Genomic DNA, 14,646 nt, shown 5'->3' with positions numbered 1-14,646 from the left:
TTTAACTTAGAATGCTAAATACTAAAATTATTTTGGTATTTGATTTTTATATACTAATACTGATATTTTTTCTAAATCACCAAAAGTAGACATTAAAAATTCTTTATATCCACAGTAATTATTACTAGAATCAATATACATAGAATTTTTCATTCTTTTGCATCCACCACCACATATTTTGTGAAAATTACACTTTAAACAAATACTTTCTTTGTTTATATCTTTATGCAAAAATTCTTGCATTTTAGATTTTCTTAAAATATCCAATAAAGTGTTATCTTTTATATTACCTAAATTAAAGTTATCTAGTACATAAAAATCACATGGATATACACTTCCATCAGCCTCTATTACAAATTGCGGTTGGCATTTCCCAATTATCCCACAGGTACTAGGAATTCCTGTAATTAAAACAGATATAAGATTATCGAACAAATTAATACTTATATAATTTCCTTTATCAAACTCATTTTTCCAAAGCTTAAATATTATTTTATAAAAGTATGCAAAATATTTAGGTTCTAAAGAGTACTCTGACTTAGTTTTACAGTCTAAATCATCTAAACAAGGTATAAATTGTATATACTTCACATTGTTTAATTTTATAAAATTAAAAACCTCTTTTGGATTAAGTGCAATCTGTTTTGTCAAAACACACAGTATGTTAAAGTTTATCTTGTGTGTTTCCAGTAGTTTTTTTGTATTTATTACATCTATATAACTTCCCTTATTATCTGAATATACACGATTTTTATCATGCAAGTCTTCTAGTAAATCTAATGATAATCCTACTAAAAAATTATTTTTCTTTAAGAACTCACACCATTGATTATCAATAAGAGTTCCATTCGTTTGAATAGAGTAGTTTACTGTTATATTTTTTTTTATTTTACTAACATACTCAATAAAATATTGGAAAAATCTTAATCCAGCTAAAGTAGGCTCTCCACCTTGAAAAGCAAATGTAACTATATCTCCATTATCCAAAATTTTAAATGTATTATTTACTATGTTTTTTATAGTGTCTTCCTGCATAATACCATAGGATTTTACTTCTCTTAAATCACTCACATTTCCATAAAAACAATATCTACATCTCAAATTACATAACGATGAAACAGGTTTAATTAAAACTGATATACTTTTCATTATAAAAGACCTTCTTTATTAAATATTTTTTACTTGTTTAATATTTTCTACTTATCAGATAATAGTCTATAATATTCGTCTCTTCCTGGATAAGCTCTACCCTCTTCTATTTCTGTTTTCCATCTACTTGAGCCTGTTCCTTTTACAGGTCCTTTTAAAAGTGGGTCATTCGTTTCTAACATCCAATTATCAACTTTCTTTCTCAATTCCTCTGCTATGTCTTGATAATCTGAATCATTTATCAGATTATTTTCTTCTAGTGGGTCTTTTCTTAAATCATAAAGTTCTTCTTTATCATTAGGAACATAAAATTTATCTCTAACAGCTTTACCTGATAAACTCAAATGTGAATCAACTGTAATATATATTTTAGGCCCATCTTCAAAATTTTTAACATAGCTATATTCATTAGTCCTTATGCCTCTCATTGGTCTATATTGGTCATGCCATGTCATTTCTGTAAAGAATGAGTCTCTACCTATATCTTCATTAGTTTTTAATAAATTGGCAAAACTTTCTCCATCTATATTTTTAGGAATTTCAGCTTCTATTAAATCTAGTATCGTTGGCAATAAATCAACATTACATAATAATGCTTCTTTTTTTACATTTTTTTGAGAGGAATTAGGTAATAAAATTATAAGTGCTGTCTCTAATCCTGCTTCTTTTAACATTCCTTTAGCTCCTGGAAAAGCAACTCCATGGTCTGTTGTCAGTATAACAATTGTATTTTTATCTAATCCTGTTTCTTGTAATTTATTATATATTTTGCCTATTGCCTTATCCAATACTTTTGCTGAACCATTATATAAAGCTATATCTTTTCTTACATCTTCTGTATCGGGTAAAAACTTAAATACCTCTACTTCATCCAATTTATCTGCATAAGGTTTATATTCATCAAAATCTCTATGTGTTTCAAAAAATCCTATATTTAAATAAAATGGCTTTTCCTGATTTTCTTTATATTCCTCTAAAAATTTAACTGCCTCTTTAGCAACCTTAGGAGCTCTATCCCCTGGAACCGCTATAAAATTATCATATCCTAAGTCATAGGTTGAAGAAAATACTCTATCTTTTATTGGTGGTGCTTCATTTATTGTTTCATGGCTTAGTCCTATTAATGTTGTTTCATATCCGTTTTTTTGTAACTCCATAGGAAGTGTTGTATGTTTAGAATCTATACAAAATCCTAGATGTGCAAGTCCCATTAACCCATTATTGTGAGGGTATAATCCAGTTAGTATACTTCCTCTACTTGGACTGCATTGAGGTGCTGCACAAAAATAATTATCAAATTGAATTCCTTCTTGAGCTAATTTATTTATACATGGAGTTTCCACATTATATCCATAGTTACTGAATTTTCTACCACTGTCATGAGAAATCATAAGTAAAATATTTGGTTTCATTAATACTACCTCTTTCCATTATTTTTTTATATCCTTACTATAAAATGCTACTGTTTCATAAGGTCTTAACTCTAACTTAGGTTCTAAATCTCGCTTTTCATAGTTCCCTATCAAATATGTAAATGATTTTCCTAAAAATTCCTCACTAATCTCAACTTCAACTTCACAATCATAGAAGTTGTTAAATACTATTAATCTTTCATCTTCTAAGCCTCTAACATAAGCATAAACCTTATCATTATCTAGTAAAATTCCCTTATAGGAACCTTCAGATATAATATTTAATTGCTTTCTTAAAGATATTAACTTTTGATAGAAGTTAAAAATTGACCCTTCTTTAAGTTCCTTTTCAACATTTATCTCTTTATAATTTTCAGCTATTTTAATCCATGGCTTCCCATTTGTAAAACCTGCATTTAATTTATCTGACCACTGCATAGGTGTACGACTATTATCTCTGGATTTGGACTTTATAATATTCATTATTGTTTCTTTTTCAATTTTATTTTTTAAAAATTCACTATACGCATTATGAGTTTCAACATCTAAATAATCATCTATTCTTTCAAAATTTGGATTTGTCATACCTATTTCTTCACCTTGATATATATATGGTGTTCCTCTTAATAGATGTATTGTAGCAGCTAACATTTTTGATGCTTCAACTCTGTATTCTTCATTACAAAATCTACTAATAGCTCTTGGTTGGTCATGATTATTCCAAAATAGTGCATTCCAGCCACCGCCACTTTCAATCTTTTCTTGCCATTCATTTAAGAGTTTTTTCAACATCATAAAGTCAAAAGGTATATCGCTCCACTTTTCTCCATTTTCATAATCTACTTTTAGATGATGAAAATTAAATGTCATTGAAAGCTCTTTTTCTTTTGGAGAAGAATATAAGATACAATTTTCAATAGTTGTTGAAGACATTTCTCCAACAGTTGTTATGCCCTCAACTCTTCCAAAAGTTTCTTTATTCATTTCTTTAATAAATTCATGGACAATAGGTTTATCTGTATACATTTCTTTTCCTATATTATTTGTAGAGTCTTTCAATTCTTCATCTTTGCCAATTACATTTATTACATCAAACCTAAACCCCTTAACTCCTCTATCTATCCAAAAATTTACAACTTTATATAATTCTTCCCTAACCTCAGGATTACGCCAGTTGAGGTCGGCTTGTGTAACATCATATAAGTGTAAGTAGTACTTATCTGTATCCCCAAATTTTCCCCAAGCATCTCCACCAAATTTAGATTTCCAATTTGTTGGTAGTTGATTATTTTCTTTGCCATCTCTAATGAAGTAGAAATCTTGATACTTTTTATCTCCTGCCAAAGCTTTTTTAAACCATTTATGTTCTGTTGATGTGTGATTTAACACCATATCCAGCATCAACTCTATATTATATTTTTTACTTTCATCCACTAACTTTTCAAAATCCTCCATAGTTCCAAACATAGAATCTATTGATGTATAGTCAGCAATATCATATCCATTATCCCTTTGTGGAGAAACAAAAAATGGGTTAATCCAAATTATATCTACACCTAATTTATATAAATAAGGTAATTTCTCTATAATTCCTTTTAAATCTCCTATCCCATCATTATTAGAATCATTAAATGATTTTGGATATATTTGATAAATAACTTTCTTCTTGAAATCCATACGCAAATTTTTCCTTTCATTTTTGTCTAGACAATTTTTATATTTTTATAATAAACCTTTTTTTTGTTAAAATCAATATTTACTCTAAATAAAAAAATATATTCCCTATACTCCTTCCAAATTTTCTCTTACTTTTCTGATTTTCCAATAATATACAATTTATATTTTAGTAATTAAATTTCAGAAAAATTTAGGATAACGTTGACATAAAAATTTCTCTATGGTATATTATTTTCAAGATTTGTCTATACAACATCACATTCTAAGGGGGAGGTAATTTTATGAGTACATTAAAAGAAAATACATATCATAAAGAGCAGGTTGAACAAATCCTTGAAGCAATTGGGGGAGTAGAGAATATAATATCTGCAACACACTGTATTACTAGATTAAGATTTGCTCTAAATTCAGAAAGTAAAGTTAATGTAAAGCAATTAGAACAAATAGATATAGTGAAAGGAAGCTTTACCTCAAATGGTCAATTTCAAGTTATTATAGGTCCAGGTCTTGTGAATAAAGTTTATGCTACATTAATAGAAATTACGGGGCTTAAGGAAGCAACAAAATCTGAGGTTAAAGAGATTTCTAATAAAAAATTAAATCCACTTCAAAAAGCTATAAAGGTGTTGGCAGATATATTCATTCCTATATTACCTGCTATAGTTGCCTCTGGTTTATTGATGGGTATAAATAATCTACTTGCTAACCCAGGAATTTTCTATGAACAACCCTTTTTAAAAGTTCATAGCAATTGGGCTGGTATATCTAATATGATTAATCTTATAGCAAATACTTCTTTTTCATTTTTACCTGCACTAATAGGTTGGTCAGCTGTTAAAAAGTTTGGAGGAAATCCTGTACTTGGTATTGTATTAGGTCTTATTTTAATTAATCCAGATTTAATGCCTGGTGCACAATACTCTAAAACACCTGAAGCTGTTACTTACTGGAATATATTAGGTTTTAATATTGCTAAAATAGGCTATCAAGGACAAGTAATCCCTGTTTTATGTTCTTCTTATCTTCTAGCAACAATTGAAAAGTTCTTAACTAAAAAAATTCCTGAGATGGTTCAACTTATTTTTGTTGCTCCTCTTACATTATTAATAACTGGTTTCTTAACATTCTCTATCATAGGTCCTATAACAATGTCATTTGCAAACTTAATTACAAGTGGAATTCTTGGATTATTTGAAATTAATGCAGTCCTTGCAGGAGCACTTTTTGGATTCATATTATCTCCATTGGTTATAACAGGAATGCATCACTTATTCTTAGGTATAAATTTACAAATGATAGGTACTTTAGGATTTGCTACATTATGGCCAATACAAGTTATGGCTAGCCTTGGTCAAGGTGCAGCAGCTTTGACAATGTTCTTTATATTAAAAAATAAAAAAATCAAGGGTGTTGCATTAACAGCTTCAATTTCAGCTTGGTTAGGTATTACTGAACCTGCAATATTTGGTATAAACTTACGTTATCGTTTCCCATTCATAGCATCTATGATAGGTGCAGGTATAGCTGGAGGGGTTGTATCTTACTTTAATGTTAAAGCAAGTTCTATAGGTATATCAGGGTTACCAGCGTTTTTATCTATATTTACAGACCAATGGGGTGTTTACTTCTTGGCAATGGGACTTTCTATAGCCATTACTTGTATCCTTACATACATATTCTCAAAGAGCAAATACTTTAATAAAGAATTTATAGAAAATTAAATAATATATGGTCTAATAAAAAAAGAGTGTCTAAATATACTGAAACCCAATCATTAGAATTTTGATTTAACAATTGAGGGTACAGTACAAAAAAGACACTCTTTTTATATAATTAAAGATTTCTTCTTCTTGCAAAATCTACAAATCTAAATGTATCAACTCTATGTCTAGATTCATGATACTGAAATAATCTTGTATCTTCTAAATAAACTTCACTTCGTATCACTACAACATGTGTGTCTGTTCCAACATCTAGCAATATTTTATCTTCTTCTGTAACAGGAGTTACTGTTACTTCTTTATTTGCATAACCTATTTTTAGTTCTAAATTTTTCTCTATATAATTAAATATTGAACTTTGAACCGCTGTTAATGGTATTTCTGGTATTATTTCAGATATAAAGTAATCTTTATCTAAAATAACAGCTTCTCCATTAATTTTTCTAAGTCTTTCAACTGCTATAATCTTAGTTTTTGTATCTATATCTAGTTTTTTACAAATTTCTAAGGGCATAATCTCCTTTTTATTTTTTAGTACACTTATTTCTGTATCTAAATTTTTATTCTTTTGTAATTCATTGAAACTAATCAACCCTGACCCTTCTATTTCAAATTTATTTATATCTAAAACAATAGCCCCTTTACCTTGTTTTTTTTGTATAAACCCCTTCTCTAGTAAAAGCGACTGTGCTTTTCTAATAGTTTCTCTTGATACTCGATATTTTTGAGCAAGCTTTACTTCTGTTGGTAAAAGCTCTCCTACTTCATATACATTATTTCTTATATCTTTCTCTAAATCTAAATATATTTCATAAAATTTCTTCAAGTAAATCACTCTCATTCATAATTAGTTTTAGTTTGTACACTCATCTTATTTTATATAAATATCATATTATTGGCTAACCTGTCAAATAGTCTTCTTAATATTTAAAAAAATAAATTGTATAAGTAATACATTTATTTCTTAATTGTGATAGAAAATATATTTACATTCAATTTGTATTGTAGCAATTTATCCAGTTCTTATATAAATTTATTAAAATAACTTCATAAAAAAAAATAAACTCCAGATACTAGAGTTTATTTTATATATATAGCTATCATTTATTCTCTTCATACACTTATTACAATTATTTAAGTATATATAATCATATTATCTGTCTAGTAAGTATAGTAAACAGACTTCTCAATATTATACAAAAGCTTACATCTTTAAATCTTGACTTAACAATACCAAGTATAATACCAAAAACAGTACCTATAATAATTTTTGAAATAACAACTTCAAATGTATAGTAAGAGTTATTATATAACATTATGTAATTACGTATAACATCTATATATCCTATATTATAAATACCAGATAATATAGATGTTATACATACAACTTTACTCTTTGATTTTATAAAATTGTTTAAATAATTCCAGATGTACTCTCTAAAAAATAATTCTTCAAATACTGGAATTATTAATACAGATAAAGTCATCATAGTTACATTAAAAAACATATAGCTTCTATTATAATAAATTGAGATTACAGCTAGAGATAAGACTACTATAAAAAGTATCAACTTACACCTTTTTATAAGTACACTATCTTTATTTTCCTTGAAAGCTTCTGTAATCTTTCTATTTCTCATTTTATTATACAAAGAACTATTTTTTAAAAATAAAATTAATGATAATCCAACTAGTGTAAAAGAAATTAAATTTACAATATTAAAATTTTCAAGAGTAAATTCAAATTGACTTAGAAGTATATAATTTAAAATCATTCTTACTATCTGAACTATGAACATCAATGAAATAGAATCTATTATACATTTTTTATAACTATACTTCATCCCCAATTTAAATCACCCCATGTGTATACTAATCGTAAAGTCCATTTAGTACTCTACTCACAGTTGCTTTACTCCAACTTGTTTCACTTGAAATTTCTTTATAGCTTAAACCATCTCTTCTCAAGTTTTTTATATTATTTATATCATCATCAGTAATTTGCTTTTCCTTTGGCTTAAGACTATTTTTATAACTTCTAAGTCTATCTAATTCTGATTTCAAACTATCTACTTCAAATTGTTTTTTTTGGAGCTTACTCTCATAAGAGTCTCTCATTTCATTAAATTCTTTGATGTAATTTACTTTCCAATCCTCATCAATTTTTGTTTTAAATATACCCATATTTGAACCTCCTTAAATTTTGTTACTATAGTTATGTATCGATTATAAACATTAATTTCTATACTTATCTTTAAAATCCTTGTACATAACCCTTATATAAGTTAGTAAAATTCAGATATATTTTTACAATTTTAAATATATATTAACAATATCAAAAAAACATACTGTCTTAATATAATATATTATACATTAAAATTTATTAAAATGGACTTTTTCATAATCCAAATCAGAGTCACAGTATGATTTTTTTTCTTCATCAGGGTAGCCTATAGAAATTATACATTCTACACTGTACTTATCAGGTATGTTCAGTTCATCTCTAATATATTTATCAGCATCTATACTATCATCATGCATCCTATTTCTTACCTGTATCCAACAAGAACCTAATCCAAGCTCATGAGATTGAAGCTGTATATATGAAGCAGCAATACTTGCATCTTCTATCCAAACATCATTTTTTTCTTTATCTCCAATAACTACAATAGCTAAAGGTGCATTTTTTAGGAAAAACCCACCACCTTTAGTCCTACACTGAGATAAATTAGTCAATGTTTCTTTATCGTCTACCACGATAAATTCCCATGTTCTAAGTCCCTTTGATGATGGTGCTAAAAGAGCCGCTTTTAATATCTTATCTAACTTCTCTTTTTCTACTTCAACATTTTTATACTTTCTAATACTTCTTCTTTTTTTTAGAAATTCAATCATCTAAATCAACCCTTTCATAATAGCATACATTTGGCTTACATTATTCCCCTACTAGTACTAAAAATGTATCCTTTAGCCTTTGTATGATAAATACTTTTTATAATATTTTATCATAACAATAGAAAGATTTCTCTTTTCCTAGGAAACTCATTTCACCAATTTTAATAAAGCCACATTTTATAAGCAATGAATTCATCTTTGAGTTTATTGAATATGTATCACTCTTTAAATATGATACATTGTTTTCTTTAGCTAATTCTTCAGCAAAATTAACTAGTCTAGATGCAATTCCCATCTTTCTAAAACTTGGATTTACTGCCATTCTATGTACTACCATAGCCTTATCATTAGATGACCAATTTAAATCTATATATTCTTTAGGTTCATCATAATTAATACATATAAATCCTGCTATTTTTCCATCTACTTCTTCTACATATAAATCTTGTTTCTCAATGTCAGAAATAAAGTCTTTATCTGATGGATAATTTTCATCCCACTGTGTATTATTATAGCCTTTCATTTCTTCTACTGTTGATTTTATAATTCCCATAATACTATCTAAGTCACTTATATTTGCTTTTCTAATCATAAAAATATCTCCTTATATTCATCCATTAATTTATTATCTTTTTACTCTAAACCATTCTTCTTCTATATTTTTTCTCATTTTCTCTAGTATATTATTTGCTGTTTGCTTCTCTTCATCTGTAAGATTATTAAAACATATTTCTATACTTCTATTTTCTTCTTCAATTATTAGCTCATATACTTCTAAAGATTTATTGGTAGGAGTTAAATTGTATCCTCTTTTGTCAAACTCATCTTGCTTTTTATCTACATATCCAGCTTTTATTAACTTCTGTATAGCTTTAGTTGTAGTGGCCTTATCTACTTTTAACACATTTGATAATTCTACAAGGTTTATTCCAGGATTTTCACAAATTCGTGTTAAAAAAGTAAATTGCCCTTTTTGTAACTTTAATTCTTTGTACTTCATATCATTTATTGAATTTACTGCTCTAGATAAAGTACCAACTTCTCTTAATATATTACTGTCTAAAGTTTTAATCAAATGCACCTCCAATCAATATCTCTAAATTCAAAATATTTTTAGTTGAACTTTCAACTATATTTGTATATTACCATATATTGGTTGAATACTCAACTAAAAAAACAACTTTTTTACATTTATTTTTGTTTTTGACTGGATGTTTACAAATATATCATTACAAAACTAAATTAAGAGCTGTTAATTGTCCCATATACAATTAACAGCTCTTTTTAAAACTTACATCATATTATTATAAACAACAACTAAATATACTTACATACCTCATCTGCAAATTCGGTAGTTGAAGCTGAACCACCTAAATCTACAGTTAATTTGCTTCCATCAAGAAATACTTTTTCTAGAGCTGTTTCTATCTTTTGTGCATTTTCATATTCTCCTAAATATCTAAGCATCATTACTGATGATTGAATAAGCGCTGTTGGATTAGCCTTATTTTGCCCAGCTATTTGTGGAGCACTTCCATGAACAGCTTCAAATATAGCACAATCTTTACCAATGTTTGCACTTGGAATTATACCCAAGCCTCCAACAAGACCAGCTCCTAAATCAGATAGTATATCTCCATAAAGATTTGGCATTACCATTACATCATAATTTTCTGGATTTAAAACTAAGTTCATAGCTGCTGCATCTACAATTAAATCATCATACTCAACACCATGTTTTGATGCTACTTCTCTAAATACATCTAAAAACAAACCATCAGACATTTTCATTATATTCGCTTTATGTATAGCAGTGACTTTTTTTCTCTTGTTATCTTTAACATAGTTACATGCAAAGTCAACAATTCTCTCACTTGCTCCTCTTGTTATTATCTTTATACTTTCAGCTGCATAATCACCTATCTTATGCTCTATACCAGCATATAAGTCTTCTGTATTTTCCCTTACTACAACTAAATCAACATCTTCATATCTTGACTTTATACCTTTAAAACTCTTAATTGGTCTTAAATTAACATATAAATCTAATGCTTGTCTCAAAGTTACATTTACACTTCTAAACCCTTTCCCCACAGGAGTAGTGATTGGACCTTTTATAGCTATTTTGTTCTTTTTTATACTATCTATAATATATTGAGGAAGTGGAGTTCCATATTCCTCAATAACTGCTTCTCCTGCATTAACTTCTTCCCATTCTATCTCTACTCCAGTAGCTTCTACAACCTTTTTCATAGCTTTCGCAACTTCTGGTCCTATTCCATCTCCTGGTATAAGTGTCACTTTATACATCAATATTCCCTCTTTTCATATTAATTAGCTTGATTCTTAGTGTAATTTAATTTTCCACCTGCTTTTAATACATCAACTTCTTTTGCTGATAATTCTACTTTAACTTTGAAAGAAGTTCCTTTACTTATATTCTTAACCTCTAAAACACCACTATCTAAATTATCTAAAATATTTGGTATTTCCAGATTATCTAAAAGAGATAAATTTTCATAATCTTTTTCATCACAAAACTCCATTGGAATTATTCCACTGTTTATTAAATTGGCTTTGTGTATTCTTGCAAAACTTTTTACTATTACTCCTTTAACACCAAGATATAATGGTGCTAAAGCAGCGTGTTCTCTGCTTGAACCTTGTCCATAGTTGTCTCCACCAATTATAAATCCACCATTATTATCTTTTGCTCTTTGAGGAAACTCTGTATCCACAGTATTAAAACAATAGTTTGCAAGATATGGTATGTTACTTCTAAAAGGAAGTAACTTGGCATTTGATGGCATTATATGGTCAGTAGTTATATTATCTTCTGTCTTTAATATTACGTTTCCACTTATAGACTCACTTAGTTCTGTGTTAAGAGGGAAAGGTTTTATATTAGGACCTCTAACTACTTCTACATCACTTCCTACATCAGAAGGCTTTATTATCATACTATCATCTATTAAAAATTCACTTACATCTAAGTTTTCAAATTTAACATCAAATTCTCTTGGGTCTGTAAGTTCTCCTTTTATAGCACTTACTACTGCTACTTCTGGGCTCACTAAATATACTTGTGCTGATAGAGTTCCACTTCTTCCATAGAAGTTTCTATTGAAAGTTCTTAAGGATACAGAATCAGTTCCTGGAGATTGCCCCATACCTATACATGGCCCACAAGAGTTTTCTAATATTCTAGCTCCAGCACTTATTATATCTCCTAAAGCTCCATTTCTAGCTATCATTTCCATAACCTGTCTTGAGCCTGGTGCTATTACCAAACTTACATTCTTATGAACTTTGTTTCCTTTTAAGATTTGAGCTACTTTCATTAAGTCTTCATAAGAAGAATTTGTACAGCTTCCTATCGCAACTTGGTCTATTTTTATCTTTCCTATATTTTCAACTTCATCTACATTATCTGGACTATGAGGCTTTGCAGCTAATGGTTTTAATTCATCTAAGTTTATAGTAATCTCTTCATCATAAACTGCATCTGAATCAGGTTTTAGTTCCATCCATGCATCTTCTCTTCCTTGACTCTTAAAAAACTCTAATGTTTTTTCATCACTTGGGAATATTGAAGTAGTTGCTCCAAGTTCAGCTCCCATGTTTGTTATTGTGGCTCTTTGTGGAACAGATAGATTTTTAACTCCTTCTCCTCCATATTCGTAGACTTTACCTACGCCACCTTTTACAGTTTGTTTTCTCAACACTTCTAATATTATATCTTTTGAAGATACCATATTATTTAATTTTCCAACTAAGTTTACCTTACAGACGATTGGTGCTTTTATATAGTATGCTCCTCCTGCCATAGCTAGAGCAACATCCAATCCCCCAGCACCAATAGCCATCATACCAACACCACCAGCAGTAGGCGTGTGACTATCAGAACCCAAAAGTGTATCTCCTGGTGTTGAAAATCTTTCTAAAAATACTTGATGGCAGATACCATTTCCTGGTTTAGAAAAATAAACACCGTATTTGTCAGCTACTGTTTGTATATATTTATGGTCATCTGCATTTTCAAATCCTTGTTGTAACATATTATGGTCTACAAATGCAACACTTCTTTTTGTTTTTACTTTATCTATGCCCATAGCTTCTAATTGAAGATATGTCATTGTTCCAGTGGAATCTTGTGTTAAAGTCTGGTCTATTTTTATCCCAATTGAATTGCCAGCAACAGCCTCTCCATCCACTATATGTTTTTTGATTATTTTATAAACTATATTATCTCCCATACTTTCCTCCTAAACAATTATATCTTAAATATATGAACCTCTAACTGCTTCTTCTTCTGTTGTACCTTTTTCATGTGCTAGTATATCACAATATAATTGAAGAATCTCTTTATCCATCAAACTTCTTTTCAATCTTATAGATGTAGCTCTTATTGCATTTAATAATTTGGTAGCGTTTTCTGGAGAAATATACATTTCATATTCACTCAATTTATTTATTACTGCTGCTCTTCCTGAATGCTTTCCTATTACTATTTTTCTTTCAAGATTTACTTCACTTGGGTCAAATGGTTCATAGTTATGTGGGTCTTTTAATGCTCCATCAGCATGTATACCAGATTCATGTATAAACATATTATCTCCAACTACTGGTTTCCATGTAGGAAGTATTCTTCCTGATGCTTGTGACACATATTCACATATTCCTCTAAATTTTCTAGTATCTACGTTATTTAAATCACATTTATAGATGCATTTAAGTGCCATTAAAACTTCTTCTAATGCTGCATTTCCAGCTCTTTCGCCTAAGCCATTAACTGTAACTCCAACATAATTTGCTCCTGCTGCTAATCCTGCAAGTGCATTTGCAGTTGCCATACCAAAATCATTATGTGTATGCATTTCTATGTCAAAATTAGTTCTTTCGTAAAGAGTTTCTATTGCATTTTTTATAGAAAAAGGATTCATAACTCCTACTGTATCACAATATCTAAATCTATCTGCTCCTGCTTGCTTTCCAACATTTATAAACTCAGTTAAGAAGTCGATATCCGCTCTTGAAGCATCTTCTCCATTTACTGAAACATATAATCCGTTTTTCTTTGCAAATTCAACTGTCTTAGCCATATTCTCTAAAACCCAACCTCTAGAAGTTCTAAGTTTATTTTCTATATGAATATCAGATACTGATATTGATATGGCTACTGCATCAACACCACAAGAAATAGATTCTTCAACATCTTTTATCACTGCTCTATTCCAAGCCATTATATCTGCTTTTAAATTTCTATTACATATGTGCTTTATTACATTTTTTTCGTCTCCACCCATAGTAGGTATACCAACTTCAATTTGGTCAACACCTAAATCACTTAACATTTCAGCAATCATTATTTTTTCTCTATTCGCAAATACAACCCCAGCTGTTTGTTCCCCATCTCTTAAAGTAGTATCTACTATTTTGATTTCCTTTGCTCTATCTTTTGATATAATGCACATATTAATGCCCCCCTTAGTATACATTTAGTTTTAATAATATTAGGTCTTATCTTTCAGTGATGTCTCTAACTTTTGATTATTTTTTTATTTTTTATTCATTTTAATTTCATTTGCAATTTATTTTTTTAGCTTTTCATATCTTGTAATCTATTATATTACTTTATATTAATTATTGCACTATATTTTTTCCTTTTTGTGAAAACTTCTTAAAAATGAAAGTTATTATGTTTTTCTTGCATTTTAATTTAATTTATAAATAGATTTATTTTCAAAAAACCTTTTAAAATAAACCTCTAAAATTCTAGCTAAAATCTAATT

At 28.6% G+C, this 14,646-nt stretch carries 13 protein-coding genes; 1 reads left to right on the top strand and 12 read right to left on the bottom strand.

Going from position 1 to position 14,646, the window contains the following annotated elements; translation table 11 throughout:
• Positions 1–27: 27 nt before the first annotated feature.
• From IC218_RS14470 to treC, 3 genes are read right to left on the bottom strand one after another with little or no spacing between them, the layout of a single operon-like run.
• Positions 28–1,149, bottom strand: coding sequence for a radical SAM/SPASM domain-containing protein (locus IC218_RS14470; RefSeq protein WP_227824751.1), 1,122 nt, complete (start codon positions 1,147–1,149; stop codon positions 28–30).
• Positions 1,150–1,196: 47 nt separating this feature from the next.
• Entirely contained in the window at positions 1,197–2,561 is a 1,365-nt protein-coding gene (locus tag IC218_RS14465) for a sulfatase (protein WP_227433347.1), read from the bottom strand.
• Between the two features lie 18 nt (positions 2,562–2,579).
• On the bottom strand, positions 2,580–4,238 hold the full coding sequence (treC, locus tag IC218_RS14460; protein WP_227824750.1) for an alpha,alpha-phosphotrehalase: 1,659 nt from the start codon (positions 4,236–4,238) through the stop codon (positions 2,580–2,582).
• Positions 4,239–4,519: 281 nt separating this feature from the next.
• On the opposite strand from treC, the gene treB reads away from it, so the two are divergent.
• Positions 4,520–5,959 carry a PTS trehalose transporter subunit IIBC gene (gene treB / locus IC218_RS14455; RefSeq protein WP_227824749.1) on the top strand — a complete coding sequence of 480 codons (1,440 nt, stop codon included), beginning with the start codon at positions 4,520–4,522 and terminating at the stop codon, positions 5,957–5,959.
• 112 nt (positions 5,960–6,071) lie between these two features.
• Here treB and treR read toward each other — a convergent pair whose 3' ends face one another.
• The 9 genes from treR to nifV all read right to left on the bottom strand — a co-directional run bounded on the left by treR (position 6,072) and on the right by nifV (position 14,328).
• Positions 6,072–6,794: a trehalose operon repressor gene (gene treR / locus IC218_RS14450; protein ID WP_413927330.1), complete on the bottom strand. Its 723-nt coding sequence runs from the start codon at positions 6,792–6,794 to the stop codon at positions 6,072–6,074.
• 313 nt (positions 6,795–7,107) lie between these two features.
• On the bottom strand, positions 7,108–7,803 hold the full coding sequence (locus tag IC218_RS14445) for a CPBP family intramembrane glutamic endopeptidase (protein ID WP_227433658.1): 696 nt from the start codon (positions 7,801–7,803) through the stop codon (positions 7,108–7,110).
• Between the two features lie 28 nt (positions 7,804–7,831).
• Positions 7,832–8,143 (bottom strand): helix-turn-helix domain-containing protein, encoded by a 312-nt coding sequence (locus IC218_RS14440; RefSeq protein ID WP_227433351.1) that lies wholly within the window; start codon positions 8,141–8,143, stop codon positions 7,832–7,834.
• 189 nt (positions 8,144–8,332) lie between these two features.
• The gene (locus IC218_RS14435) at positions 8,333–8,854 is read right to left on the bottom strand and encodes a nitroreductase family protein (protein ID WP_227433352.1); all 522 of its coding nucleotides are present in this window, start codon (positions 8,852–8,854) and stop codon (positions 8,333–8,335) included.
• A 97-nt stretch (positions 8,855–8,951) separates the two neighbouring features.
• Positions 8,952–9,446, bottom strand: a complete 495-nt coding sequence (locus IC218_RS14430) for a GNAT family N-acetyltransferase (protein WP_227824747.1) — start codon at positions 9,444–9,446, stop codon at positions 8,952–8,954.
• A 33-nt stretch (positions 9,447–9,479) separates the two neighbouring features.
• Positions 9,480–9,929 carry a MarR family winged helix-turn-helix transcriptional regulator gene (locus IC218_RS14425; protein WP_227482971.1) on the bottom strand — a complete coding sequence of 150 codons (450 nt, stop codon included), beginning with the start codon at positions 9,927–9,929 and terminating at the stop codon, positions 9,480–9,482.
• 242 nt (positions 9,930–10,171) lie between these two features.
• Positions 10,172–11,164, bottom strand: a complete 993-nt coding sequence (locus IC218_RS14420; RefSeq protein ID WP_227482972.1) for an isocitrate/isopropylmalate dehydrogenase family protein — start codon at positions 11,162–11,164, stop codon at positions 10,172–10,174.
• 20 nt (positions 11,165–11,184) lie between these two features.
• Entirely contained in the window at positions 11,185–13,110 is a 1,926-nt protein-coding gene (locus IC218_RS14415; RefSeq protein ID WP_227824746.1) for an aconitate hydratase, read from the bottom strand.
• Between the two features lie 24 nt (positions 13,111–13,134).
• The gene (gene nifV / locus IC218_RS14410) at positions 13,135–14,328 is read right to left on the bottom strand and encodes a homocitrate synthase (protein WP_227433357.1); all 1,194 of its coding nucleotides are present in this window, start codon (positions 14,326–14,328) and stop codon (positions 13,135–13,137) included.
• Positions 14,329–14,646: the final 318 nt, after the last annotated feature.

Source organism: Clostridioides sp. ES-S-0005-03 (genome assembly GCF_020658455.1).
Lineage (GTDB): Bacteria > Bacillota > Clostridia > Peptostreptococcales > Peptostreptococcaceae > Clostridioides.
Note: the sequence above shows the minus strand (reverse complement) of the source record. Positions and strands in the feature narration are given on the sequence as shown.

Excerpts from the sequence above, each read along its gene's own strand:
- IC218_RS14470 (WP_227824751.1), bottom strand. The coding sequence starts at position 1,149 with ATGAAAAGTATATCAGTTTTAATTAAACCTGTTTCATCGTTATGTAAT.
- IC218_RS14465 (WP_227433347.1), bottom strand. The coding sequence starts at position 2,561 with ATGAAACCAAATATTTTACTTATGATTTCTCATGACAGTGGTAGAAAA.
- treC (WP_227824750.1), bottom strand. The coding sequence starts at position 4,238 with ATGGATTTCAAGAAGAAAGTTATTTATCAAATATATCCAAAATCATTT.
- treB (WP_227824749.1), top strand. The coding sequence starts at position 4,520 with ATGAGTACATTAAAAGAAAATACATATCATAAAGAGCAGGTTGAACAA.
- IC218_RS14445 (WP_227433658.1), bottom strand. The coding sequence starts at position 7,803 with ATGAAGTATAGTTATAAAAAATGTATAATAGATTCTATTTCATTGATG.
- IC218_RS14440 (WP_227433351.1), bottom strand. The coding sequence starts at position 8,143 with ATGGGTATATTTAAAACAAAAATTGATGAGGATTGGAAAGTAAATTAC.
- IC218_RS14435 (WP_227433352.1), bottom strand. The coding sequence starts at position 8,854 with ATGATTGAATTTCTAAAAAAAAGAAGAAGTATTAGAAAGTATAAAAAT.
- IC218_RS14430 (WP_227824747.1), bottom strand. The coding sequence starts at position 9,446 with ATGATTAGAAAAGCAAATATAAGTGACTTAGATAGTATTATGGGAATT.
- IC218_RS14420 (WP_227482972.1), bottom strand. The coding sequence starts at position 11,164 with ATGTATAAAGTGACACTTATACCAGGAGATGGAATAGGACCAGAAGTT.
- IC218_RS14415 (WP_227824746.1), bottom strand. The coding sequence starts at position 13,110 with ATGGGAGATAATATAGTTTATAAAATAATCAAAAAACATATAGTGGAT.
- nifV (WP_227433357.1), bottom strand. The coding sequence starts at position 14,328 with ATGTGCATTATATCAAAAGATAGAGCAAAGGAAATCAAAATAGTAGAT.